This is a genomic window from Microbacterium sp. AISO3 (genome assembly GCF_002204305.1).
GTDB lineage: Bacteria > Actinomycetota > Actinomycetes > Actinomycetales > Microbacteriaceae > Microbacterium > Microbacterium arborescens.
The window spans coordinates 1-23,689 of the sequence record NZ_NHRF01000008.1 but is presented as its reverse complement, the minus strand read 5'-3'; the positions used below and the strand labels follow the sequence as shown (position 1 = coordinate 23,689).

35 protein-coding genes are annotated in these 23,689 nt (G+C 68.4%); 33 read left to right on the top strand and 2 right to left on the bottom strand.

All coding sequences use genetic code 11. The features are described 5' to 3' along the window. The first annotated feature begins 16 nt into the window (after positions 1-16). The 27 genes from rplB to CBF90_RS12130 all read left to right on the top strand — a co-directional run bounded on the left by rplB (position 17) and on the right by CBF90_RS12130 (position 15,424). On the top strand, positions 17-856 hold the full coding sequence (gene rplB, locus CBF90_RS12255; RefSeq protein WP_023954042.1) for a 50S ribosomal protein L2: 840 nt from the start codon (positions 17-19) through the stop codon (positions 854-856). Positions 857-868: 12 nt separating this feature from the next. Next, positions 869-1,150: a 30S ribosomal protein S19 gene (gene rpsS / locus CBF90_RS12250; protein WP_023954043.1), complete on the top strand. Its 282-nt coding sequence runs from the start codon at positions 869-871 to the stop codon at positions 1,148-1,150. Positions 1,151-1,188: 38 nt separating this feature from the next. Next, a complete protein-coding gene (gene rplV, locus CBF90_RS12245) occupies positions 1,189-1,587 on the top strand; it encodes a 50S ribosomal protein L22 (protein ID WP_036304774.1) in 399 nt (132 codons plus the stop codon). Next, complete coding sequence (gene rpsC, locus CBF90_RS12240) at positions 1,587-2,345, top strand: 30S ribosomal protein S3 (protein ID WP_023954045.1); 759 nt, start codon at positions 1,587-1,589, stop codon at positions 2,343-2,345. Before rplV ends, rpsC begins: the two co-directional genes overlap by 1 nt. Then, positions 2,345-2,764 carry a 50S ribosomal protein L16 gene (gene rplP / locus CBF90_RS12235; RefSeq protein ID WP_023954047.1) on the top strand — a complete coding sequence of 140 codons (420 nt, stop codon included), beginning with the start codon at positions 2,345-2,347 and terminating at the stop codon, positions 2,762-2,764. Before rpsC ends, rplP begins: the two co-directional genes overlap by 1 nt. Then, a complete protein-coding gene (rpmC, locus tag CBF90_RS12230; protein ID WP_023954048.1) occupies positions 2,764-3,072 on the top strand; it encodes a 50S ribosomal protein L29 in 309 nt (102 codons plus the stop codon). The genes rplP and rpmC overlap by 1 nt, the downstream gene beginning before the upstream one ends. Then, the gene (rpsQ, locus tag CBF90_RS12225; RefSeq protein WP_023954049.1) at positions 3,072-3,401 is read left to right on the top strand and encodes a 30S ribosomal protein S17; all 330 of its coding nucleotides are present in this window, start codon (positions 3,072-3,074) and stop codon (positions 3,399-3,401) included. The genes rpmC and rpsQ overlap by 1 nt, the downstream gene beginning before the upstream one ends. A gap of 4 nt (positions 3,402-3,405) precedes the next feature. Beyond that, positions 3,406-3,774 carry a 50S ribosomal protein L14 gene (rplN, locus tag CBF90_RS12220; protein ID WP_023954050.1) on the top strand — a complete coding sequence of 123 codons (369 nt, stop codon included), beginning with the start codon at positions 3,406-3,408 and terminating at the stop codon, positions 3,772-3,774. A 2-nt stretch (positions 3,775-3,776) separates the two neighbouring features. Continuing rightward, positions 3,777-4,136: a 50S ribosomal protein L24 gene (gene rplX, locus CBF90_RS12215; protein WP_023954051.1), complete on the top strand. Its 360-nt coding sequence runs from the start codon at positions 3,777-3,779 to the stop codon at positions 4,134-4,136. 2 nt (positions 4,137-4,138) lie between these two features. Then, positions 4,139-4,729 carry a 50S ribosomal protein L5 gene (gene rplE / locus CBF90_RS12210; protein WP_023954052.1) on the top strand — a complete coding sequence of 197 codons (591 nt, stop codon included), beginning with the start codon at positions 4,139-4,141 and terminating at the stop codon, positions 4,727-4,729. 133 nt (positions 4,730-4,862) lie between these two features. After that, entirely contained in the window at positions 4,863-5,261 is a 399-nt protein-coding gene (gene rpsH / locus CBF90_RS12205; protein WP_023954054.1) for a 30S ribosomal protein S8, read from the top strand. 4 nt (positions 5,262-5,265) lie between these two features. After that, positions 5,266-5,802: a 50S ribosomal protein L6 gene (gene rplF, locus CBF90_RS12200; RefSeq protein WP_023954056.1), complete on the top strand. Its 537-nt coding sequence runs from the start codon at positions 5,266-5,268 to the stop codon at positions 5,800-5,802. Positions 5,803-5,804: 2 nt separating this feature from the next. After that, complete coding sequence (gene rplR / locus CBF90_RS12195; protein ID WP_023954058.1) at positions 5,805-6,164, top strand: 50S ribosomal protein L18; 360 nt, start codon at positions 5,805-5,807, stop codon at positions 6,162-6,164. Between the two features lie 35 nt (positions 6,165-6,199). Further along, the gene (gene rpsE / locus CBF90_RS12190; protein ID WP_036305648.1) at positions 6,200-6,859 is read left to right on the top strand and encodes a 30S ribosomal protein S5; all 660 of its coding nucleotides are present in this window, start codon (positions 6,200-6,202) and stop codon (positions 6,857-6,859) included. Next, positions 6,859-7,044: a 50S ribosomal protein L30 gene (gene rpmD, locus CBF90_RS18425; protein WP_023954062.1), complete on the top strand. Its 186-nt coding sequence runs from the start codon at positions 6,859-6,861 to the stop codon at positions 7,042-7,044. Before rpsE ends, rpmD begins: the two co-directional genes overlap by 1 nt. Continuing rightward, the gene (gene rplO, locus CBF90_RS12185; RefSeq protein WP_172407837.1) at positions 7,044-7,535 is read left to right on the top strand and encodes a 50S ribosomal protein L15; all 492 of its coding nucleotides are present in this window, start codon (positions 7,044-7,046) and stop codon (positions 7,533-7,535) included. The genes rpmD and rplO overlap by 1 nt, the downstream gene beginning before the upstream one ends. A gap of 131 nt (positions 7,536-7,666) precedes the next feature. Then, on the top strand, positions 7,667-8,992 hold the full coding sequence (secY, locus tag CBF90_RS12180) for a preprotein translocase subunit SecY (RefSeq protein ID WP_023954067.1): 1,326 nt from the start codon (positions 7,667-7,669) through the stop codon (positions 8,990-8,992). Continuing rightward, complete coding sequence (locus CBF90_RS12175; protein ID WP_023954070.1) at positions 8,989-9,576, top strand: adenylate kinase; 588 nt, start codon at positions 8,989-8,991, stop codon at positions 9,574-9,576. Before secY ends, CBF90_RS12175 begins: the two co-directional genes overlap by 4 nt. After that, the gene (gene map / locus CBF90_RS12170; RefSeq protein ID WP_172407836.1) at positions 9,573-10,406 is read left to right on the top strand and encodes a type I methionyl aminopeptidase; all 834 of its coding nucleotides are present in this window, start codon (positions 9,573-9,575) and stop codon (positions 10,404-10,406) included. The genes CBF90_RS12175 and map overlap by 4 nt, the downstream gene beginning before the upstream one ends. 11 nt (positions 10,407-10,417) lie before the next feature. After that, positions 10,418-11,104, top strand: coding sequence for a thioredoxin domain-containing protein (locus CBF90_RS12165; RefSeq protein WP_064955468.1), 687 nt, complete (start codon positions 10,418-10,420; stop codon positions 11,102-11,104). Positions 11,105-11,260: 156 nt separating this feature from the next. Continuing rightward, positions 11,261-11,482, top strand: a complete 222-nt coding sequence (infA, locus tag CBF90_RS12160) for a translation initiation factor IF-1 (protein WP_017201569.1) — start codon at positions 11,261-11,263, stop codon at positions 11,480-11,482. A 76-nt stretch (positions 11,483-11,558) separates the two neighbouring features. After that, complete coding sequence (gene rpmJ, locus CBF90_RS12155; protein WP_005050492.1) at positions 11,559-11,675, top strand: 50S ribosomal protein L36; 117 nt, start codon at positions 11,559-11,561, stop codon at positions 11,673-11,675. Between the two features lie 156 nt (positions 11,676-11,831). After that, a complete protein-coding gene (gene rpsM, locus CBF90_RS12150) occupies positions 11,832-12,206 on the top strand; it encodes a 30S ribosomal protein S13 (protein ID WP_023954076.1) in 375 nt (124 codons plus the stop codon). 34 nt (positions 12,207-12,240) lie between these two features. Continuing rightward, positions 12,241-12,639 carry a 30S ribosomal protein S11 gene (gene rpsK / locus CBF90_RS12145; RefSeq protein ID WP_023954078.1) on the top strand — a complete coding sequence of 133 codons (399 nt, stop codon included), beginning with the start codon at positions 12,241-12,243 and terminating at the stop codon, positions 12,637-12,639. 122 nt (positions 12,640-12,761) lie between these two features. After that, the gene (locus CBF90_RS12140) at positions 12,762-13,751 is read left to right on the top strand and encodes a DNA-directed RNA polymerase subunit alpha (RefSeq protein ID WP_023954080.1); all 990 of its coding nucleotides are present in this window, start codon (positions 12,762-12,764) and stop codon (positions 13,749-13,751) included. 29 nt (positions 13,752-13,780) lie between these two features. After that, positions 13,781-14,350 (top strand): 50S ribosomal protein L17, encoded by a 570-nt coding sequence (gene rplQ, locus CBF90_RS12135; protein ID WP_023954082.1) that lies wholly within the window; start codon positions 13,781-13,783, stop codon positions 14,348-14,350. Between the two features lie 72 nt (positions 14,351-14,422). Next, on the top strand, positions 14,423-15,424 hold the full coding sequence (locus CBF90_RS12130) for a GNAT family N-acetyltransferase (protein WP_172407835.1): 1,002 nt from the start codon (positions 14,423-14,425) through the stop codon (positions 15,422-15,424). A 21-nt stretch (positions 15,425-15,445) separates the two neighbouring features. On the opposite strand, the gene CBF90_RS12125 is transcribed toward CBF90_RS12130, so the two are convergent. Continuing rightward, the gene (locus CBF90_RS12125; RefSeq protein ID WP_088380717.1) at positions 15,446-17,320 is read right to left on the bottom strand and encodes an acyltransferase family protein; all 1,875 of its coding nucleotides are present in this window, start codon (positions 17,318-17,320) and stop codon (positions 15,446-15,448) included. A gap of 133 nt (positions 17,321-17,453) precedes the next feature. Here CBF90_RS12125 and CBF90_RS12120 point away from each other — a divergent pair, with 133 nt between their 5' ends. The 6 genes from CBF90_RS12120 (at position 17,454) to CBF90_RS12095 (ending at position 23,087) form a co-directional block, all read left to right on the top strand. Continuing rightward, entirely contained in the window at positions 17,454-18,338 is an 885-nt protein-coding gene (locus CBF90_RS12120; protein ID WP_088380716.1) for a PfkB family carbohydrate kinase, read from the top strand. A gap of 4 nt (positions 18,339-18,342) precedes the next feature. Next, entirely contained in the window at positions 18,343-19,176 is an 834-nt protein-coding gene (truA, locus tag CBF90_RS12115; RefSeq protein ID WP_088380715.1) for a tRNA pseudouridine(38-40) synthase TruA, read from the top strand. A gap of 32 nt (positions 19,177-19,208) precedes the next feature. Beyond that, positions 19,209-19,877: an endonuclease/exonuclease/phosphatase family protein gene (locus CBF90_RS12110; RefSeq protein WP_023954087.1), complete on the top strand. Its 669-nt coding sequence runs from the start codon at positions 19,209-19,211 to the stop codon at positions 19,875-19,877. Positions 19,878-19,951: 74 nt separating this feature from the next. Then, on the top strand, positions 19,952-20,581 hold the full coding sequence (locus CBF90_RS12105) for a hypothetical protein (protein ID WP_064955463.1): 630 nt from the start codon (positions 19,952-19,954) through the stop codon (positions 20,579-20,581). A 130-nt stretch (positions 20,582-20,711) separates the two neighbouring features. Then, complete coding sequence (locus CBF90_RS12100; protein WP_023954089.1) at positions 20,712-21,461, top strand: hypothetical protein; 750 nt, start codon at positions 20,712-20,714, stop codon at positions 21,459-21,461. A 129-nt stretch (positions 21,462-21,590) separates the two neighbouring features. Beyond that, a complete protein-coding gene (locus CBF90_RS12095; protein ID WP_088380714.1) occupies positions 21,591-23,087 on the top strand; it encodes a glycosyltransferase in 1,497 nt (498 codons plus the stop codon). A gap of 22 nt (positions 23,088-23,109) precedes the next feature. Here CBF90_RS12095 and CBF90_RS12090 read toward each other — a convergent pair. Next, positions 23,110-23,689, bottom strand: a 580-nt coding sequence (locus CBF90_RS12090) for a winged helix-turn-helix domain-containing protein (RefSeq protein ID WP_141097159.1), incomplete at its 5' end; no start/stop codon positions are given.

Below are 23,689 nucleotides of genomic sequence, written 5' to 3'. Positions count from 1 at the left end.
ATAGAGGACAACGAACATGGCTATTCGCAAGTACAAGCCCACGACCCCGGGTCGCCGCGGTTCGTCGGTGGCCGACTTCGCCGAGATCACCCGATCGACGCCCGAGAAGTCGCTCCTCCGCCCGATCGCCAAGACCGGTGGCCGTAACAACCAGGGCCGCATCACGACGCGTCACATCGGTGGTGGCCACAAGCGCCAGTACCGCGTGATCGACTTCCGTCGCAACGACAAGGACGGCGTCAACGCCAAGGTCGCTCACATCGAGTACGACCCCAACCGCACCGCGCGCATCGCGCTGCTGCACTACTTCGACGGCGAGAAGCGCTACATCATCGCCCCGAACAAGCTCCAGCAGGGCGACATCGTCGAGTCGGGTGCCGGCGCCGACATCAAGCCCGGCAACAACCTGCCGCTGCGCAACATCCCGACCGGTACGGTCATCCACGCCATCGAGCTCCGCCCCGGCGGCGGCGCGAAGATGGCCCGCTCGGCCGGCGCCAGCGTGCGTCTGGTCGCGAAGGACGGCCCCTACGCCCAGCTGCGTCTGCCCTCGGGCGAGATCCGCAACGTCGATGCGCGCTGCCGCGCGACCATCGGCGAGGTCGGCAACGCCGAGCAGTCGAACATCAACTGGGGCAAGGCCGGCCGCAAGCGCTGGAAGGGCGTTCGCCCGACGGTTCGTGGTGTCGCCATGAACCCGGTCGACCACCCGCACGGTGGTGGTGAGGGCAAGACGTCCGGTGGACGTCACCCCGTCACTCCCTGGGGCCAGGCTGAGGGTCGCACCCGCCACCCCAACAAGGAGAGCGACAAGTACATCGTCCGCCGTCGCAACGCCGGCAAGAAGCGCAAGTAGGAGTAGAGGAAGATGCCTCGCAGCCTGAAGAAGGGCCCCTTCGTCGACGAGCACCTGCTTCGCAAGGTGGTCGCGCAGAACGAAGCCGGCTCCAAGAACGTCATCAAGACCTGGTCGCGCCGTTCGATGATCATCCCGGCCATGCTCGGCCACACGATCGCCGTGCACGACGGACGCAAGCACATCCCCGTGTTCGTGTCCGAGACCATGGTCGGCCACAAGCTGGGCGAATTCGCGCCCACCCGCACCTTCCGCGGCCACGTGAAGGACGACAAGAAGGGCCGCCGCCGCTGACGCGGGGGCAGTTCCAGAGAGGACAGAGGAGGAGAGACATGGTGGAATCCACCGCGCGCGTGAAGCACATCCGCGTGACCCCTCAGAAGGCTCGTCGTGTCGTCGCGCTCATCAAGGGCAAGCAGGCTCAGGAGGCACTCGCCATCCTGAAGTTCGCACCCCAGAGCGCCAGCGAGCCGATCTACAAGCTCGTCGCCTCGGCCGTCGCGAACGCTCGCGTCAAGGCCGACAAGGACAACGAGTTCCTGGACGATGCAGACCTGTACGTGAAGAACGCGTACGTCGACGAGGGCACGACGCTCAAGCGTTTCCAGCCCCGCGCCCAGGGTCGTGCCTTCCAGATCAAGAAGCGCACGAGCCACATCACGGTCGTGCTGTCGACGCCGGAGAACGCGGATGCCGCGGCCGCCGGTACGAGCAAGAAGGCGAGCAAGTAATGGGACAGAAAGTCAACCCGTACGGCTTCCGCCTCGGCATCACCACGGACCACGTGTCGCGTTGGTTCTCGGACTCGACCAAGCCGGGCCAGCGTTACGCCGACTACGTCGCCGAGGACATCAAGATCCGCCGTCTGCTGACCACGTCGCTCGACCGCGCCGGTGTCAGCAACATCGAGATCGAGCGCACCCGTGACCGCGTCCGCGTCGACATCCACACCGCCCGCCCGGGCATCGTGATCGGTCGCCGCGGCGCCGAGGCCGAGCGCATCCGCGCCGACCTCGAGAAGCTCACCGGCAAGCAGATCCAGCTCAACATCCTCGAGGTCAAGAACCCCGAGGCCGACGCCCAGCTCGTCGCGCAGGGCATCGCCGAGCAGCTCTCGGCTCGTGTGGCGTTCCGCCGCGCGATGCGCAAGGGTCTGCAGGGCGCTCAGCGCGCCGGCGCCAAGGGCATCCGGATCCAGGTCTCGGGCCGCCTCGGCGGCGCGGAGATGAGCCGCTCGGAGTTCTACCGCGAGGGCCGCGTGCCCCTGCACACGCTCCGCGCGAACATCGACTACGGCTTCTACGAGGCCAAGACCACCTTCGGCCGCATCGGTGTGAAGGTCTGGATCTACAAGGGCGACCTGACGGCCAAGGAGCTCGCTCGCGAGCAGGCCAACGCGCCGAAGACCTCGCGCGGTCGCGACGACCGCGGTGACCGCCGTCGCGGTCCCCGCAACGAGGCCCCCGTGGCAGAAGGAGCGTCGGCCTGATGCTTATCCCCCGTAAGGTCAAGTACCGCAAGCAGCACCACCCCAAGCGCGATGGCCAGGCCACCGGCGGCACGAAGGTCTCCTTCGGCGAGTTCGGCATCCAGGCACTCACGCCCGCTTACGTGACCAACCGTCAGATCGAGTCCGCTCGTATCGCCATGACGCGTCACATCAAGCGTGGCGGCAAGGTGTGGATCAACGTCTACCCCGACCGTCCGCTCACCAAGAAGCCCGCCGAAACCCGCATGGGTTCGGGTAAGGGCTCGCCGGAGTGGTGGGTCGCCAACGTCAAGCCGGGTCGCGTCCTCTTCGAGGTCGCCGGAGTCAACGAGGAGCTCGCTCGCGAGGCCCTGACCCGTGCCATTCACAAGCTGCCGCTGAAGGCACGCATCATCAAGCGCGAGGAGGGCGACGCGTAATGGCTGTCGGCACCAAGACGCTCGCCCCGAGCGAGCTCGACACGTTCGAAGACCAGCGCCTCGTCGAGGAGCTGCGCAAGGCCAAGGAAGAGCTGTTCAACCTGCGCTTCCAGTCGGCCACCGGCCAGCTCGAGAGCCACGGCCGCATCCGTGCGGTCAAGCGCGACATCGCGCGGCTCTACACGGTGATCCGCGAGCGCGAGCTCGGCATCCGTGCCACGCCCGTCGCGGAGGCGCCGAAGGCGAAGAAGACCAAGGCCAAGAAGGCGGATGACGCCACCGAGGCCGCGAAGGAAGAGACCGAGTAATGGCTACCGACAAGAACGCCGCTGAGGCTGTCGCCGAGGGCCACGAGCACGGCGAGCACGACGTCCGCGACCCGCAGGCCCGCGGTTACCGCAAGGCTCGTCGCGGCTACGTCGTGAGCGACAAGATGGACAAGACGATCGTCGTCGAGGTCGAGGACCGCGTGAAGCACCCGCTCTACGGCAAGGTCATCCGCCGCACGTCGAAGGTCAAGGCCCACGACGAGGCCAACACCGCCGGCATCGGCGACCTCGTCCTCATCAACGAGACTCGCCCGCTGAGCGCCACCAAGCGCTGGCGTCTGGTCGAGGTCCTCGAGAAGGCGAAGTGATCTCATGATTCAGACCGAATCCCGCCTCAAGGTCGCCGACAACACCGGCGCCAAGGAGCTGCTCACCATCCGCGTGCTCGGCGGCTCCGCCCGCCGGTACGCCGGACTGGGCGACATCATCGTCGCCACCGTCAAGGACGCGATCCCCGGTGGCAACGTCAAGAAGGGTGATGTCGTCAAGGCCGTCATCGTCCGCACCGTCAAGCAGACGCGCCGTCCCGACGGCTCGTACATCAAGTTCGACGAGAACGCCGCCGTCATCCTGAAGAACGACGGGGAGCCCCGCGGCACCCGCATCTTCGGACCGGTCGGTCGTGAGCTTCGCGACAAGAAGTTCATGAAGATCGTCTCGCTCGCCCCGGAGGTCATCTGATCATGGCGAACATCAAGAAGGGTGACCTGGTTCAGGTCATCACGGGCGCCAAGCCCGAGCGCGGCGGCGACCGTGGCAAGCAGGGCAAGGTCCTCGAGGTCCTCGTCGAGCAGAACCGCGTCATCGTCGAGGGCGTCAACTACGCCACCAAGCACACCCGCGTCGGCCAGACGCAGCGTGGCACCAAGACGGGTGGCATCGAGACCATCGAGGCCCCCATCCACATCTCGAACGTCCAGCTCGTGGACCCCGAGACGAAGAAGCCGACCCGCGTCGGTCACCGCGTCGAGGAGAAGACGAAGGACGGCGTGAAGCGCACCGTCCGCGTGCGTTACGCGAAGAAGAGCGGCAAGGACCTCTGAATATGAGCAGCACCACTGCCGCGGCGGCTGGCAAGATCCAGCCCCGCCTGAAGCAGAAGTACCAGAGCGAGATCAAGAAGGCTCTGCAGGACGAGTTCGGCTACGCCAACGTCATGCAGATCCCCGGTCTCGTGAAGGTCGTCGTGAACACCGGTGTCGGCGAGGCAGCTCGCGACAGCAAGGTGATCGACGGCGCCGTGGACGACCTGACGAAGATCACGGGTCAGAAGCCGATCGTCACGAAGGCCCGCAAGTCCATCGCGCAGTTCAAGCTGCGCGAGGGCCAGGCCATCGGCGCGCACGTCACCCTCCGCGGTGACCGTGCGTGGGAGTTCATCGACCGTCTCGTGAACCTCGCGCTGCCCCGCATCCGCGACTTCCGCGGTCTGTCGCCCAAGCAGTTCGACGGTCACGGCAACTACACCTTCGGTCTGCAGGAGCAGGCGGTCTTCCACGAGATCAACCAGGACCGGATCGACCGCGTCCGCGGTTTCGACATCACGATCGTCACCACGGCGAAGACGGATGACGAGGGACGCTCGCTGCTCCGCCAGCTGGGCTTCCCGTTCAAGTCGGACGACGCTCAGGCGTAATCCGGTACAATCGATCGTTCGGCCTCGGGGCATGCTCCGGGGCCGAACGACTGCACAACTGAATATGGACATTCATCGAAGGTCGCCTGTCGTGTAACGGCAGTCGAAACCTCATGATCGAAGGAACAAACCTATGACGATGACAGACCCGGTCGCAGATATGCTGACCCGTCTGCGCAACGCGAACTCGGCGCACCACGACTCCGTGTCGCTCCCGAGCTCGAAGCTCAAGACCAACATCGCCGAGATCCTCAAGCAGGAGGGCTACATCTCCAGCTGGGAGGTCACCGATGCCCGCGTCGGCCAGACCCTCACCATGACGCTGAAGTACGGCCCCAACCGCGAGCGGTCGATCGCCGGCATCAAGCGCGTCTCCAAGCCCGGTCTCCGCGTGTACGCGAAGTCGACCGAGCTGCCCACGGTCCTCGGTGGCCTGGGCGTCGCGATCCTGTCCACCTCCTCTGGCCTCCTCACGGACCGCCAGGCCGAGTCGAAGGGCGTCGGCGGGGAAGTCCTCGCCTACGTGTGGTGATCTGATGTCGCGTATTGGACGTCTTCCCATTGACATCCCTGCCGGTGTGACCGTCGAGGTCACCGGACAGGACGTCCTCGTCAAGGGCCCCAAGGGCGAGCTGCGACTGACGGTCGCCAAGCCCATCGAGGCCAAGGTCGAGGAGAACCAGGTTCTCGTCACCCGTCCGGACGACGAGCGCGAGTCGCGTGCCCTGCACGGCCTGACCCGCACCCTGATCAACAACAACATCATCGGCGTGACCCAGGGCTACACCAAGGGTCTCGAGGTCGTCGGAACCGGTTACCGCGTCGCTCAGAAGGGCTCGTCCGTCGAGTTCGCTCTCGGCTTCTCGCACCCCGTCACCGTCGAGGCGCCCGCCGGCATCACCCTGACCGTCGAAGGCAACAACAAGCTCACGGTCAGCGGCATCGACAAGCAGGCGGTCGGCGAGACCGCGGCCAACATCCGCAAGATCCGCAAGCCCGAGCCCTACAAGGGCAAGGGTGTGCGGTACGCGGGCGAGGTCGTCCGCCGCAAGGCCGGAAAGGCTGGTAAGTAAGCATGGCTGTGAAGAGCAAGTCCGACGCGCGTGCGCGTCGTCACGCCCGCCTTCGCAAGAAGATCGTGGGCACCGAGGCCCGGCCGCGCCTGGTCGTGACCCGCTCGGCCCGCCACGTCTTCGTGCAGCTCGTCGACGACGCCAAGGGCCACACCGTGGCTTCGGCGTCGACCCTCGAGGCCGACCTGCGCACGTTCGACGGTGACAAGACCGCCAAGGCCCGCAAGGTCGGCGAGCTCGTCGCCGAGCGTGCCAAGGCCGCCGGCGTCGCAGACGTCGTGTTCGACCGCGGTGGCAACCGCTACGCGGGCCGTGTCGCAGCGATCGCCGAAGGCGCTCGCGAGGGAGGTCTGAACCTGTGAGCGATGCAGTGACCAACAACAACGGAGAGAACCCTGTGACCGAACAGGCTACGACCGAGCAGGCCGCCGGCACCGCTCCCGTCGAGCGCGAGGCCCGCGAGCCCCGCCGCGGCAGCCGCGAGCGCAGCAACAACCGCGACCGCGGTTCGCGCGACGCCGACAAGAGCCAGTTCCTGGAGCGCGTCGTCACCATCAACCGCGTCTCGAAGGTCGTCAAGGGTGGTCGTCGCTTCAGCTTCACCGCTCTCGTCGTCGTCGGCGACGGCAACGGTCTGGTGGGCGTCGGCTACGGCAAGGCGCGTGAGGTCCCCCTCGCCATCTCGAAGGGTGTCGAAGAGGCCAAGCGCAACTTCTTCCGCGTTCCCCGCACCGGCTCGACCATCCCGCACCCCGTGCAGGGTGAGGCAGCCGCCGGCGTGGTGCTCCTGCGCCCCGCCGCCGCCGGTACCGGTGTTATCGCCGGTGGTCCCGTCCGCGCCGTGCTCGAGTGCGCCGGTATCCACGACGTCCTGTCGAAGTCGCTCGGCTCGTCGAACACGATCAACATCGTGCACGCGACCGTCGAGGCACTGAAGCAGCTCGAGGAGCCCCGTGCGGTCGCCGCACGCCGTGGCCTGGACTTCGACCAGGTCGCACCGGCTCGTCTCGTGCGCGCTGAGGCCGAGGCGAACGCCGCACAGAAGGTAGGTGCCTGATGGCCGCTCGACTGAAGGTCACCCAGGTCAAGTCCAAGGTGAGCGAGAAGCAGAACCAGCGCGACACGCTGCGTTCGCTGGGTCTCAAGCGGATCGGCGACTCGGTCGTCCGTCCCGACGACGCGCAGACGCGCGGATACGTCAAGACCGTCGCGCACCTCGTGAAGGTTGAGGAGATCGACTGATGGCTGAGAAGAAGGACGACAAGAAGGCGAAGGCCGAGACCACGGCCGCTCGCCCCGGTGTGCTGAAGGTGCACCACCTGCGTCCGGTCCCCGGGTCCAATACCGCGAAGACCCGTGTCGGTCGCGGTGAGGGCTCCAAGGGCAAGACGGCGGGCCGCGGTACCAAGGGTACGAAGGCTCGCTACCAGGTCAAGGTGGGCTTCGAGGGTGGCCAGATGCCGCTCCACATGCGCACCCCCAAGCTGCGCGGGTTCAAGAACCCGTTCCGCGTCGAGTACCAGGTCGTGAACCTGGAAAAGCTCGCGGAGCTGTACCCGCAGGGCGGCGACGTCACCATCAGCGACCTCGTCGCCAAGGGTGCCGTCCGCAAGAACGAGAAGGTCAAGGTGCTCGGCACCGGCGACATCTCGGTGGCGCTGAACGTGTCGGTCGACAAGGTCTCGGGCTCTGCCGAGCAGAAGATCGTCGCAGCCGGCGGTTCCATCAAGTAATTCGCCAGCGAGGGCCGGAGTTCGCTCCGGCCCTCGCTTCGTCGTATCCGAGGCGCGCCTGTGAACGGCCTGGGATACCCTGGTTGACGGTGTCTTCCCGAGACGCCGCCCATCCCTTGGGAGGAATCCACTTGTTCAGCGCCATAGCGCGGGTCTTCCGCACTCCGGATCTCCGGCGGAAGATCGGCTTCACCCTGGCGATCATCGCCATCTACCGCCTGGGCGCGCACGTGCCGACGCCGTTCGTGAACTTCCCGAACGTGCAGAGTTGTCTCGATCAGAGCGGGACCGCCCAGGGCCTGCTCTCGCTCGTGAACCTGTTCTCGGGCGGTGCGCTGCTGCAGCTGTCGATCTTCGCGCTCGGCGTGATGCCCTACATCACCGCGACGATCATCGTGCAGCTGCTGCGCGTTGTCATCCCTCACTTCGAGACCCTCTACAAGGAGGGCCAGTCGGGCCAGGCGAAGCTCACGCAGTACACCCGCTACCTCACCATCGCGCTGGCTCTGCTGCAGTCCACGACGCTCGTGACGGTCGCACGCTCGGGTCAGCTGATCCCGGTGACCGGGGTCCCCGAGTGCGCGCAGCTGGTGACCTCGGAGGCCTGGTACGCCCAGCTCCTCATGATCATCACGATGACCGCCGGCACGGGCCTCATCATGTGGTTCGCCGAGCTCGTCACCGAGCGCGGCGTCGGCAACGGCATGTCGATCCTCATCTTCACCTCGATCGCGGCGACGTTCCCGGCGGCACTGTGGTCGATCGCGGTCGCCCGCGGCTTCGAGGTCTTCCTCCTCGTGCTGGCCGTCGGCATCGTCGTCGTGGCCCTCGTCGTCTTCGTCGAGCAGTCGCAGCGGCGGATCCCCGTCCAGTACGCCAAGCGGATGGTGGGACGTCGCACGTACGGCGGCACGAACACGTATATCCCGATCAAGGTCAACATGGCCGGTGTCGTCCCGGTCATCTTCGCCTCGTCACTGCTGTACATCCCGGCGCTCATCGCGCAGTTCAACCAGAACCCGGATGCCGACGGCAACGTGCCCGGCTGGGTCGCGTGGATCCAGCAGTACTTCACGACCGGCGACCACCCGCTCTACATGGCGGTGTACTTCCTGCTGATCATCGGATTCACGTACTTCTACGTCGCGATCACGTTCAACCCGGTCGACGTCGCCGACAACATGAAGAAGTACGGCGGCTTCATCCCCGGCATCCGTGCCGGCCGGCCCACGGCGGAGTACCTCGACTACGTCCTCACCCGCATCACCGCTCCCGGCTCGATCTACCTGGGTCTCATCGCCCTGCTCCCGCTGATCGCGCTCGCGACGGTCGGTGCGAACCAGAACTTCCCGTTCGGCGGCGCATCGATCCTCATCATCGTGGGCGTCGGTCTCGAGACGGTGAAGCAGATCGACGCGCAGCTCCAGCAGCGTCACTACGAAGGGTTACTGCGATGACGGCTGCACGTCTCCTGATCGTCGGGCCGCAGGGCTCGGGCAAGGGCACTCAGGGAGTGCGCATCGCCGAAGCGCTCGGTGTCCCCGCCGTCTCGACGGGCGACGTCTTCCGGGCGAACGTCAAAGAGGGCACCGAGCTCGGACAGCAGGTCAAGGCGATCATCGACGCCGGCGACCTGGTGCCCGACGAGCTGACGAGCGCGATCGTGCGCGACCGGCTCGCGCAGGATGACGCCGCCGGCGGGTTCCTGCTCGACGGTTACCCCCGGAACCTCGCGCAGGTGGCCGACCTCGACGCGTTCCTGGGCGGCCGCGGTGAGGAGCTGACGGGTGTCATCGAGCTCGTCGTGCCCCGTGAGGAGTCGATCGCGCGGCTGTCCAAGCGCGCCGCGGAGCAGGGCCGCGATGACGACAACGAGGAGTCCATCGCCAAGCGACTCTCGATCTACGAGAACGAGACCGCGCCGATCCTCGACGTGTTCCGCGAGCGCGGCATCGTCGACCAGATCGACGGCGTCGGCTCGCTCGACGAGATCACCGAGCGGATCACCGCGGCGCTGACCGCCCGCGGCATCACGGCGTGATCGGCCGCCGCTCCATCTACAAGTCGCCCGCTCAGCTGCAGGCGATGGTCGAGCCGGGCCTGATCACGGCCGCTGCGCTGCAGGCGGTGCGCGAGCACGTCGTGCCCGGCGTGACCACGCTCGAGCTCGACGCCATCGCGGCCGACGTGATCCGCTCGCGCGGCGCGGAGTCGAACTTCCAGCTCGTGCGCGGGTATCGCCACACGGTGTGCGCGTCGGTGAACGAGCAGGTCGTGCACGGGATCCCGGGCGCGCGCCCGCTCGAGCCCGGAGACATCCTGTCGATCGACGCCGGGGCGCAGTTCCGCGGCTGGAACGGCGACTCCGCGTTCACGATCGTCATCCCCGACCCGGACCGGCCGGAGCTGGTCGCGGCGCGGGAGCGGCTGTCGCAGGTCACCGAGGAGTCGCTGTGGGCGGGCATCGCCGCGATGGCGAACGCGAAGCGCATCGGCGAGATCGGCGACGCGATCCAGACCTCCATCGAGTCGTCCGGTGAGGGCTACGGCATCCTGCGCGACTACGTCGGGCACGGCATCGGACGCAAGATGCACGAGGCGCCGTCGGTGTTCAACTACCGCGTCGCCGATCTCGGGCCCGAGGTGAAGCCGGGTCTCGTCCTCGCGATCGAGCCCATGGTCGTGGCCGGCTCGGAGGAGACCTTCACCGAGGACGACGACTGGACCGTGTCGACGATCGACGGCTCGGACGGCTCCCATTGGGAACATAGCGTCGCCGTGCATGATGGGGGCATCTGGGTTCTCACGGCGCCCGACGGTGGCGCCGCGGGGCTTGCTCCGTATGGAATCGTGCCGACGGAAATCGGCTGAGGAGAGAAGTGATGGCTGCTGCGGCGACGGGTAAGACCAACTGGTTCGCGATCTGGGTGTCGACGGCCGTGGTGGTCGTCGTGGCTCTCATCGTCGCGCTGGTCGTGTGGATGAACAACAGCGCGACCGACCCGGGCACCCCGCCGACGGGATCCGGCATCAACCAGGAGACCGGCGCCGTCGTGGTCGGTGAGGGATCGCAGACCCTCGACACGTACATCGACTTCATGTGCCCGATCTGCGGCCAGTTCGAGACGACGTACGGGCCCGAGATCCTCGACCTCGTGGCTGACGGCACGATCACGCTGAACATCCACCCCATCTCGATCCTCGACCGCTACTCGCAGGGCACGGAGTACTCGACCCGCGCGGCCAATGCGATGTACTGCGTCGCGGAGGCGGACCCCGACGCGGCGGTGCCGTTCATGCAGGCGATGTTCGAACAGCAGCCCGCCGAGCAGTCGACGGGTCTGACCGACGATCAGATCCTCCAGATCGCCTCGGACGCCGGCGTGACCGGCATCGACTCGTGCGTCACGGATCGTACCTACGCCTCGTTCGTCACCGCGAAGACCAAGGAGACGCCGATCCAGCCCGGTGCCAGCGGTATCGGAACGCCGACGATCGCGGTCAACGGTGAGACGATCTCGAACAGCACCATCCCGGCACGCGGCTCGTTCGCCACGCTCTTCAACTGAGCGGGGGCGGGCGACGCGCCGTGCGAGATACGGCGAGTTGCCGGAGCGTGCGGTAGCGCGTATGCTTGCTCTTTGGTGCGTTGCGCCTCTCTTGGCGTGTCACCGAAAATCCCATCCAACGCAGACCGACCGGCCTGCACAACTGTAAGCGAGCGTATGGCGAAGAAAGACGGTGTCATCGAGATCGAGGGCGTGATCTCCGAGGCCCTGCCCAACGCGATGTTCCGCGTCGAGCTGAGCAACGGACACAAGGTCCTCGCAACGATCTCGGGCAAGATGCGGCAGAACTACATCCGCATCATCCCCGAAGACCGTGTGGTCGTGGAGCTCAGCCCCTACGACCTGACGCGCGGCCGCATCGTCTACCGCTACCGCTGAGCCCAGCGCACGCCGGTCGAGAAGTAACGCCCCGGAGCTCCTGCTCCGTCGGCGAAGACAGCGAATCAGGAACATCATGAAGGTCAACCCCTCCGTCAAGCCCATCTGCGACCACTGCAAGGTCATCCGTCGCCACGGTCGCGTCATGGTCATCTGCAAGTCGAACCCGCGTCACAAGCAGCGCCAGGGCTGATCGGATGCCGCGTCCGCGCGGCACCCGGTACGACGACAACTCAATACACCTCAGGCAGATCAGAACCCGTACGGCACCGCCGGCGGGGGACACCTCGGGACGAAGGCCCGAGCACCGATCCTGCTCCACACCTTCGATTACTCCTAGGAGAACCGCATGGCACGTCTTGCCGGCGTTGACATCCCGCGCGACAAGCGCGTGGTGATCGCCCTCACGTACATCTACGGCGTGGGCCGTACCCGTTCGAACGAGATCCTCGCTGCGACGGAGATCGACGAGAACATCCGCGTCAAGGACCTCACCGACGACCAGCTCGTCGCGCTCCGCGACTACATCGAGGGCAACTACAAGGTGGAGGGTGACCTGCGCCGCGAGGTCGCCGCCGACATCCGCCGCAAGGTCGAGATCGGTTCCTACGAGGGTCTGCGCCACCGCCGTGGCCTGCCCGTGCGCGGTCAGCGCACCAAGACCAACGCGCGTACGCGCAAGGGTCCCAAGCGCACCGTCGCCGGCAAGAAGAAGGCGCGCTAAGGCGCGGCCCCCACAGGTTTAGGAGAACACGCACATGGCACAGGCCAAGTCCGCAGCGCGCAAGCCGCGCCGCAAGGAGAAGAAGAACATCGCGTTGGGCCACGCCCACATCAAGTCGACGTTCAACAACACGATCGTCTCGATCACCGACCCGTCGGGCGCCGTCATCAGCTGGGCCTCCTCGGGTGGCGTCGGCTTCAAGGGCTCGCGCAAGTCGACCCCCTACGCCGCCGGCATGGCCGCCGAGTCCGCTGCGCGTCAGGCGCAGGAGCACGGCGTCAAGAAGGTCGACGTCTTCGTCAAGGGCCCCGGTTCGGGCCGTGAGACCGCGATCCGCTCGCTGACGGCCGCCGGCCTCGAGGTGGGGTCCATCCAGGACGTCACCCCCCAGGCCCACAACGGCTGCCGTCCCCCCAAGCGCCGCCGCGTCTGAGCTGACACGGATCCGGATGCCGCACCTCGCGGCATCCGGACTTCCGTCGTTTCCTTGAAAACTCAACACCTCACTGAATTGCACGTGTCATATAGCGGTCACGTGATCGAAAGGAACACATAGTGCTCATCGCACAGCGTCCCACTCTGACCGAGGAGAAGATCGGCGAGTTCCGCAGCCGGTTCGTCGTCGAGCCGCTCGAGCCCGGCTTCGGCTACACCATCGGCAACGCGCTGCGCCGCAGCCTGCTGTCGTCCATCCCGGGTGCCGCCGTCACCAGCATTCGCTTCGACGGTGTGCTGCACGAGTTCAGCACCATCCCGGGCGTGAAGGAGGATGTCACCGAGATCATCCTCAACATCAAGCAGCTGGTCGTCTCGTCCGAGCGCGACGAGCCCATCACGGCGTACCTGCGCAAGACCGGTGCCGGTGAGGTCACGGCCGCCGACATCTCGGCTCCGGCCGGTGTCGAGGTCCACAACCCCGACCTGGTCATCGCGACGCTCAACGACAGCGCGAAGTTCGAGCTCGAGCTCGTCATCGAGCGCGGTCGCGGCTACGTCTCGGCGACGCAGAACCGCAACGAGTACGCCGAGGCCGGTCAGATCCCGATCGACTCGATCTACTCGCCCGTGCTCAAGGTCAGCTACCGCGTCGAGGCGACTCGTGCCGGTGAGCGCACCGACTTCGACAAGCTCGTCCTCGACGTCGAGTCGAAGGCGTCCATCTCGCCGCGCGACGCCGTCGCATCGGCCGGTCGCACGCTCGTCGAGCTGTTCGGTCTCGCCCGCGAGCTGAACGTCGAGGCCGAGGGCATCGAGATCGGCCCCGCGCCGGTCGCCGAGGTCCTCACCAACGAGCTGTCGATGCCGATCGAGGACCTCGACCTGTCGGTCCGTTCGTACAACTGCCTCAAGCGCGAGGGCATCAACACGGTGTCCGAGCTGGTCGCCCTCTCGGAGACCCAGCTCATGAACATCCGCAACTTCGGTCAGAAGTCGGTCGACGAGGTGCGCGACAAGCTCGTCTCCCTCGGCCTGTCGCTGAAGGACTCGGTTCCCGGGTTCGACGGTGCGCACTTCTACGGCGGATACGACGACGAGAACCTCTGAGCCCCCTTTTCTTCCTGGAGTAATCAAACATGCCTAAGCCCACCAAGGGTCCCCGCCTCGGAGGCGGCCCCGCACACGAGCGCCTGCTTCTCGCGAACCTCGCCGCGGCCCTGTTCACGCACAAGTCGATCACCACGACCGAGACCAAGGCCAAGCGCCTGCGTCCGTACGCCGAGCGCCTGGTCACCTTCGCCAAGCGCGGCGACCTGCACGCCCGCCGCCGCGTCGCGTCGGTCATCGGCGACAAGAGCGTCGTGCACGAGCTCTTCGCCGAGATCGCTCCGCTGGTCGCCGAGCGCGAGGGTGGCTACACCCGCATCACGAAGATCGGCAACCGCAAGGGCGACAACGCCCCCATGGCCGTCATCGAGCTCGTTCTCGAGCCGGTGAACCCGAAGCCGAAGTCCGCGAAGAAGTCGGCTGCCGCCGCTCCTGCCGCTGAGGCTCCGGTCGAGGAGGCTCCCGTCGAGGAGACCACCGAGGCTCCCGCCGACGACACGGCCGCCGACGCCGGCGCCGAGTCGCCGGAGGAGGGCGCAGCCGCCGAGGCTGCGGCCGAGGACGCCGCTGAGGCTCCCGCCGAGGACGACAAGAAGTAACCAGCGCATCGCGCCGACATCGGGCCCGCACTCTCTCCGGAGGGTGCGGGCCCGATGTGCGAGGCTGGAGAGGTGAACGAGCCGAACGCACCCTCCTGCTCCGCCGTAGCGCACTGGCGCACGGCGACCTCGGATGACATCGACGTCATCCACGGCGTCCTGGAGGCCGCCGACCGGGTAGACCACCCGACGTGGACGACGCCGCGGGAGGAGGTCGCCGAGACGTTCGAGCTGTCGCACATCGACCACTCTCGCGACACGATGATCGCGTTCGACGAGGCCGGCGAAGCCCTCGCGGTCGGCACCGTCACCCTGCATCCCTCGCGCGACGAGCATCTGCACATCTATCTCACCGGTGCGGTGCGGCCCGATCGGCGCGGGCGCGGGATCGGCACCGCACTGTTGACGTGGCAGCACGCGCGCGCCGAGGAGCAGCTGCGCGAGGCGGTGGCAGCGGATGCCGCGGCCGCGAGCCGCCCAGCCGAGATCCAGGTGTACGCATCGGAGAAGGACACGGCTCTCGAGCGCATCGCCGAATCGCTCGGCTACCGCACCGAGCGCTGGTTCTCGACGATGCACCGCGATCTGACGCAGCCGATCATCGACGTTCCCGCTCCCGTCGGCATCGAGCTGGTGCCGTTCTCGGACGATCGAGCGGAGGACGCGCGCCTGGCGCGCAACGACGCGTTCCGCGATCACTGGGGAAGCCTCCCCAGTCCGCCCGAGCGGTGGCAGCAGTTCATCGGCGGCCCGTTCCTCCGGCCCGACCTGTGCACGCTCGCACTCGACGACGGGCGGATCGTCGCGTTCTGCCTCGCGTCCGTGAACGAGGGAGACTTCGACGTCCTCGGGCCGAACGCCTACATCGACCTCGTCGGGGTCGTCCGCTCGCACCGTCGGCGCGGCCTGGCCCCCGCCGTGATCTCGCGCTCGCTCGCGGCGATGCGCGACGCGGGGCTCGGCGTAGCCGTGCTCGACGTCGACACCGAGAGTCCGACCGGGGCGAACACGCTCTACGGCGGTCTCGGATTCACACCCTATGAGCGCGAGCGCGTGCTGGTGCGCCGGTACTGATCCGCGGTCGTCGATCCGCGATTACCGATCCTCGGCGCGTCCCAGGATCTCCAGCAGCGTCGTCCGCGTCTGATCCGCGGCCCACTGCGCCGTCGCGAGCTGGGTAGCGGCGCCGTCGACCGCACGCTTCACCGTGCGCGCGTAGAGGTCGCCGCCGGCCGCCTCGGGATGGATCTGATCACCCGCGAGCAGGTCGGTGTGGTCTGCGACGGCACCCGCCCAGTCGGCGACGGCCACCCGAGGGTGAGCGGCGGCGAAGGCGGTGAGGTCGCGGTTGACGCCGGGAATCCAGTCGCGCGGGCCGGCGGCGTTCACGAGGATGACGTAGCGCTCGGGTCCCGCCGCATCCGCGATGCGCTGCAGCGCCTCGCTCGAGACGGGGCCGTTCGTGCCGAGGCCGACCACGACGTACTCGCGCAGGGCGCCGGACGCCGCGAGGTCGTCGATGATGCGGACGCCCGCCCACAGCGACCGTGACACCTCGGCGTCGACCGCGATCCCCGGCATCGCTTGGAGCAGCCCGGGAGCGGAGGCGAGCATGACCGAGTCGCCGACGGCGCTCACGCGCGTACCGTCGACCGTCTGCGCGCCCGGCGCGGGGGCAGGCGTGGGATGCCGGTCGGCCTGCGTGAGGGCGTCGCGCCCGGCGTCGACCGCGCTCTGGCTCGTCGTCTCGCGCGGTGCCGCCGCGACCGCGGCCGTCGTTCCGCCGAGGGCGAGGGCCGCAGCCGTGGCGGCCGCCAGGGTCGCTGCCCGGCGAGACGGGCGCGATCGCAACCCGCGTCGCGCGATCGCGAAGGCGCCGCGGAACCCGTGACGCCGCACCGGCTGCTCGATCCACCGGTAGGACGCCGCCGCCAGCGCGACAGAGGCGATCGCGACGACCGTACCCGTGGCGACGGGGACGCCCGCCTCGGGGCCGGCGCCGCCGAGCTGGAACGACAGCAGGACGAGGAGCGGCCAGTGCCAGAGGTACACCGCGTACGACCGCTCGCCCAGCCAGCGCAGCGGTGCGACATCCAGCGCCCGGCCGAACCACGAGCCCGGCCACGCCGCGACCAGCAGCACGACGGCGGTGAGGAGCGACGCGGCGAGGCTCGAGGCCGGGAAGGTGATCGCCTCCCCACCGCCCGCGGCGGCCGCGGTGACGATCCCGGCGGTGGCGAGCGCTCCGACGACGACGCCCCAGACCGGGCCGACGCCGGCTACCGAAGAGCGGCGCACGACGAGACCGTGCAACGCGAAGGCGACGGCGACACCGATGAGGAGCCCGAAGGCGTGCGTGTCGGTGCCGAAGTAGACCCGCGTGAGGTCGGCCCCCGCCGCGACGCACGCGGATGCCCACGCGGCCGACAGTGCCGCGAGGACGAGGGCGACCGCGGCGCGCGAGCGCCGGCCCGGAAGCAGCAGGAAGAGGGGCACCAGCAGCGGCCAGAGCAGATAGAACTGCTCCTCGACCGCGAGCGACCAGAGGTTCCGGAAGATCTCCGGGTCGGCCGCGGAGAAGTAGGTGCCGCCGTCGGCCATCGACACCCAGTTGTACGAGAAGGTCGCGGCTCCGAGGACCTGCAGGCCCATGTCGACCAGCACGTCGCCACCGACGAGCCAGGCGAGGGAGGCGCTGACGGTGACGACGGTCGCGAGCGCCGGGAGCAGGCGTCGCGCGCGCCGCGTCCAGAACCGCCGCAGCCGGATGCGCCCCTCGCGGGCGCGTTCGCGCAGGAGCAGCGTCGTGATGAGGAAGCCGGAGATGACGAAGAAGACGTCGACGCCGACGTAACCGCTGCGCAGGAAGGCCGCGGGGAACAGGTGGTAGACGACGACGAGCACCACGGCGACGGCGCGCAGGCCGTCGAGTCCCGCGATGCGGGCGCGCGGAGGAAGCGGAGAAGTCATCGGGCTGTATCCGGGGTCGTCGGGGGGACGGGCGGCGGCAGCCTCCCAGTGTAGAGCGGCCGCCTGGGGGCGATGTGGTAGACCGGAGGAGGTGCGCGGATCCCGCGTATCGGCTTTCGAGAACAGGTGGAACATGGGCGCTCCCGAGGTCCTGGTGCTGGGCGAAGCGTTGGTCGACATCGTCGAGACCGACGACCGTGTGACCGAGCACGTCGGCGGCAGCCCCGCCAACGTCGCGGTGGGCGTCGCCCGCCTCGGCGTTCCCGTGCGTCTGGCGACGCGGCTGGGACGGGACGAGCGCGGCGAGCGGATCGCGCGTCACGTGCGCGAGGCAGGCGCCGAGGTCGCCGAGGCGTCGTGGACCGAGGCGCCGACCGACACGGCGCGCGCCCGCATCCGTCCCGACGGGTCGGCGCAGTACGACTTCGACGTGGCCGGCGTTGTACCGCCCGTGCCCCGCGGCGACGCCGCTCTCGTGCACACCGGCTCGATCGCCCTGTTCCTCGATCCGGGCGGGGAGACCTGCCTGGCGGCTCTGGAGGCCGCCCGCGGCGAAGCGATCGTCACCGTGGACCCGAACATCCGGCCGGCGCTCGTCGGCTCGCGCCAGACGGCGCTGGCCCGCTTCGCCCGCGCCGCGGCGGCCGCCGATCTCGTCAAGCTCAGCGACGAGGATGCCGAATGGCTGTGGCCCGGCGCCGATGCAGACGGCGTGCTCGAGACGATCGCGGGCCTCGGCGCCGCGGCGGTCGTCATGACGCGCGGCCGCGAGGGGGCGATCGGCCGGGCGCCCGACGGTGCGGTCGTCGAGGTCGCCGGCGTCGCGGTGACGGTGGCCGACACGATCGGCGCGGGCGACTCGTTCATGGCGAGCCTGATCGCCACTCTCGTCGACCGCGGCCTGCCCGCCGACGCCGACGCGCTCGCGGATGCGATGGGGGTCGCGGCGCGCGCCGCGGCGATCACGGTCTCGCGGCCCGGGGCCAATCCGCCCACGCGCGCCGAGCTGGAAGACTGATCGGGTGCGCCTGAGACTGGACATCGCCTACGACGGATCGGGGTTCTCGGGCTGGGCCCGCCAGCCGGGCCTGCGGACAGTTCAGGGGTCGATCGAGGCGGCTGTCAGCCGCGTTCTCGGCGGCGACGCGCAGCTCGTCGTCGCGGGCCGTACCGATGCCGGCGTGCACGCCTCGGGTCAGGTCGCGCACCTCGACCTGAGCGACGCGCAGGAGGCGCGGCTGCGACGAGGCCGCGAGCCCGAGCCGGCCGCCCTCGCCGCGCGCCTGAACGGTGTGCTGGGCCGTTACGCCGACGTCCACGTGCGGGCGACATCCGCTGCTCCGGAGGGGTTCGACGCCCGGTTCTCCGCGGTCTGGCGACGCTACGCGTACCGTGTCGCCGACCGCACGACGGGCTACGACCCGCTCGAGCGCTTCCGCACGACCTTCGTTCCGGTGGCCCTCGACGGCGCAGCGATGGATGCCGCCGCACGCAGCCTGACCGGCCTCCACGATTTCGCCGCGTACTGCAAGCCGCGGCCCGAGGCGACGACGATCCGGACGCTGCTCGAGTTCGACTGGCGGCGCGACGAGAGCGGTGTGCTCGTCGCCAACGTCAAGGCCGACGCGTTCTGCCACAGCATGGTGCGGGCCCTCGTCGGCGCGTGCGTCGCGGTGGGCGAGGGGCGGCTCGACGTCGAGGACGTCGCGGTCCTCCGCGATGCGCACCGACGGACGAGCGCCTTCGCGGTGCTGGCGGCGCGCGGGCTCACGCTCACGGAGGTCGGATACCCCGCCGACGATCTGCTCGCCGCACGCGCGGAGCAGACCCGCGCCCGCCGCGCAACGGACACCTGACCGAAAGGAAGCGGGCGTAGCCTGGCGGCACCATGAAGGTCATCTCGTACAACCTGCGCAAGCACCGCGCCGCCTCCGAGCTCTCCGAACTCGTGGAGCAGCACGGCGCAGACGTGCTCTGCCTGCAGGAAGCGGACACCAGCGGCATCCCCGACCGGATCAGCGGGCTGCGGCTCGCCGAGGCGACGGCGCGCAACCGCCTGGGACTGGCGGTCTACTACCGGGAGAACACCTTCCGCGCGGTCGAGGTCCGTTCGCTCGCGTTGAAGAAGTCGCTCCACGACCGCGTCCTCAAGCCCGCCGAGGAACGGATGCTCGGCGTGCGGCTGCGGGACATCGACGACGGCCGTGACGTCATCGTGGCGAGCTTCCATGCGGCGCCGCTGACGGCGCTGAACTCGCTGCGCCGCAACCAGATCCAGGCGGCGCTGGGCGCCCTGTCGGAGCTCGGTGAGGGGCTGCCGATCCTCATGGTCGGCGACTACAACTACCCGGTGTTCAAGGAGAACCTCGGGCAGGTCGTGCGCAAGCAGGGGTACGAGCTGACGCTCAGCGACGCCCGCACCTACACGCGCTACAAGTTCTTCCGCGGTCACTACGACTTCGCCACGAGCGTCGGATTCGACATCGAGCGGGTGCAGACGCTGCCGCAGGGCGCGAGCGACCACCTGCCGATCCTGGTCACGGCCGAGCCCGCGTGAGATCGAGCCCGCCCGGCTGTGGCGCTCGGCTCCGCGGCTCCCCCGTACACTCGGGGAGGGAAGGCGGAGGAGACATGATGCGACGCTGGGGGACGGCCGCCGCGACTGCGGTGATGGCTGTGGCTCTCGTGGGATGCGGCCCAGCGCCGTGGAACCTCCCCTCCGGCGGCGGGGGAGACGCGAGCGGCCCCGCGCCCTCGCCGAGCGTCTCGCGCACGGCTGTGCCGCCCCCGGTCCCGAACGACCTCTCGAGCGGCTCGACCGAGCGTCAGGTGACCGCCGGGGCCGTGACGGGATCGCTCAACTACTGGTCCGACCTGTCGATGGACCGGTGGACGGCGACGGCCCTCAAGCCGGTCAGCCTCTCCCTCGTGACGACCGTCAGCCCCGATGACGGGCAGAAGGTCTACCTGCAGAAGGCGACGATGATCGCCGTGCCCGGCAACGCGCAGGGCGACCTCAGCCCGCTGGCACCGACATCCGACCAGTCGGCGACCAATCCCGGCTACCTCGTGCTCTCGCCGTACAGCTACTCGCAGACGTTCTACGTCGGCGAGGTGCCGCCGGAGGCCACGTTCGTCACGATCCGCTTCACGTACGACTTCCTCGTGCAGACGACCCCCACCTCCGACGAGTTCGCGAAGCAGACCGCGACCGACAGCATCACGGTCGCGATCGCGGCGGCCGAGAGCGACGGCGGCTGAAACCTCAAGGTCGCCGCAAGGCGACCTGAAGAGATCGCAAAGCGCCCGGGGCGGTCCTCGCCGGGATGCTTGGATGGCGAGGCCCGCGACATTCGACGCTGGCCCCTCGCCTCGAGAAATCCGGTCTGCCATGTCTCCGCGCCGCACCCCCACCCTCCGCGCACGTACGCTCCGCGCGGGTGCGCTCGCCCTCTCGCTCGTCGTGCTCTCGGGCTGCTCTGAACTGACGGGGATGATCAACGCCGTCCAAGGTGAACCGGTCTCGGCTGTGCCGGCACCGGCGCCTTCGCAGTCGCCCAGCATGGCGTTCAACTCCCAGTTCACCTATGACGGATCGGTGTCGCTCTCGTCCGAGGTGGCGCAGGACCTCGAGCTCCGCCTCGACGTGTGGGCGCAGGATCCCAAGCGGACGCAGGAATGGACGCCCGGAGCGGACAAGACGTTCGGCTTCGCGGTCAACGTCCACGACAAGCGCGTCGACGAGAAGGCCGTGCTGTCGCAGAAACGGCGCGTGTTCATCTCGTCGATCTCGATCACCTCGCAGACCGCGCAGACGTCGGGGCAGGTGCAGAACCCGTTCCAGTTCAGCGCAGACCCGCGCACGCTCGTTCCGAGCGACACGATCCGCTCCGACCGGGGTCTGCTGCTCAACAGCTTCCAGGGCGGCCTCTACGTGCCCGAGACCATCGTCCACGGGCTTCCTGCCGACACCTACGGCATGACGCTCGAGTTCGCGATGACCGTGTGGGTCGAGGGCAACGCGAACGACGATGCGAGCTTCTCCCAGCAGACGGTCTACCAGTACCTGCCGGTCGCGATCTTCAGCGACGAGCAGGCGGCCGACTCCGTTCCCGCGCCGGCTCCCAGCACCACGCCCTGAGGTGGCGCGGGCGCCCGCATTCCTTGCGCAGAAATTGCGGTTGACTTCGTCCGCTCTGCACACACGGCGCCCCAGAATGGATCGCGGCAGACAACAGCTGCCCCATCACCTCGCACAGGATGTGACCGCATGACCCAGACGCCGTACACGCCGTACACGCCGAACCCGGCGTTCGCGCAGCCGCAGCGCCCCGCCCCGGAGGCGCCGGTGCAGCTGGCGGATCACTTCGCGACGGCATTCCCCGACGACTTCGAGTCGGTCCTCGAGAACACCACCGTCCACCGCTCCACGATCGGCTGCGTCATCCCCGCGTACAACGAGGAAGAGTCGATCGCCGACGTGATCGAGGGCCTGCTCGCGCAGACCCGCGTGCCGGACGTCATCCACGTCATCGCGAACAACACCTCCGACAACACCGTGAAGATCGCCGCTGCGTACGCCGGGCCCCACGAGGTCACGACCGAGCTCGGCACGCAGTTCACCGAGGTGTTCGTCCACGACATCGGTAAGAACCCCGACAAGAAGGTCGGCGCGCTCAACTACGGCTACTCGCTCGTCGAGGGGTACGACTACCTGCTCGGCGTCGACGGTGACACGATCGCCGACTCGCGTGCCGTGGAGTACCTCGAGTCGGAGGCCGTCGGCGACTCGCGCATCGGCGGCATCTCGGCGATCTACTCGATCGACGACAAGCCCATCAAGGGGACGATCGCGAAGTTCCTCATCGCCGGTCAGCGCACCCAGTTCGCCGCCTTCAACATGCAGAACCTGCTGCGCGGCCGCAACATGGCCGTGCTGGGCGGGCAGTTCTCGATCTTCTCGACGAACGCGCTGCGCGACGCGATGAAGCAGAACCACCAGTCGACCCCGTGGGTGAAGGATTCCGAGGTCGAGGACTCGCTGCTGTCGCTCCAGATCAAGAGCGCGGGCTACCTGACGAAGATCAGCCCGTACGCCCGCGCGAACGTCGGCGGAATGACGACCCTGAAGGGTTACGACGCCCAGCAGGTGAAGTGGACCTACGGTGCCATCGAGCTGATGTGGCCGGGCCAGCGCGGCGACACGAAGGGGCAGCCGTTCCATCCGAACCTGCGCCTGCGCTGGTTCGAGAACTTCGGGATGCTGACGAACCTGTTCGTGCGCGTCGCGTTCCTCATCCTGCTCGCCGGCTCGCTGTCCATCAACGCGTTCGTCTTCTCCCCGCTCTGGCTGATCCCGCCTCTGGTCGCCGTGCTGCTGAACCTGCGCATGGCCCGCAGTATCAAGGACCACAATCAGCGCGACATCCTCTTCGCCATCCTGGTGTTCCCCGCCGAGGCGTTCATGTGGATCCGGCTCGGCCACTTCATGCGCTCGTGGTCGCGCTTCCTGTCGAAGAAGAAGGTCGACAACTGGGCGATGCAGGCCAAGGCCGAGAGCGGCGGCGGCAGCATCGGTCACTGGATGCCGCTGGTGATCCTCGCCGCGGTGCTGCTGGCGATGGCCGTCGTGTGGAACATCATCGGCCCCGTCGTGCAGTCGTCGATCCTGTGGATCGGATGGCCGATCGTCGGTGTCGTCACCGTGCTGCAGACCCTGCTGATGTTCTCCAAGCTGGTCCGCCGCCAGAACGGCTACAAGGTCTGAACCGGAGGCCGGGTCCGCCGGTTCAGACCGCTGCGGCGGCCTCCGACGTCATGCGATATCCGACACCCCGGACGGTCTCGATGTACCGCGGGGTCGTCGGGCTGTCGCTCAGCTTGCGACGGAGGTTGGTCATGTGCGCCTCGATCGCCCGCTTGTCGGCCTCGCCCACGAAATAGCTCGTGACGTAGGACTCGCCGCGCAGGACGAGCGTCAGGTCGGCCTTCGACCTGACCCGGCGCTTGGAGGCCATCAGCGTCGAGAGCAGATCGAACTCGGTGCGGGTGAGCTCCAGCTCGCGGCCGGCGATGTAGGCCAGCCGCGTGTCGGTGTCGACCTGCAGGTCGCGGTGCGTCAGCCAGTGGTCGCCCGTGGCCGGCACGAGATCGCCGCCGGGCTGGTGCACCACGATGTCGGCGCCGGGCGTCGGCGCCGGTGCCGGTGCCGGGGCGTCGCTCGGGTGGTGCACGATCACCTGCTGCTGCGGCGGTGATGACTGCGGGGGCGCGGGCGGCGGTGCGTACTGCGGCGGGGCGGGCTGCTGCGGGGCCGAGCCCGGGAAGCGGGCGAGGTACTCCTCGTACGACAGAGGTGCGGTCTCGGCG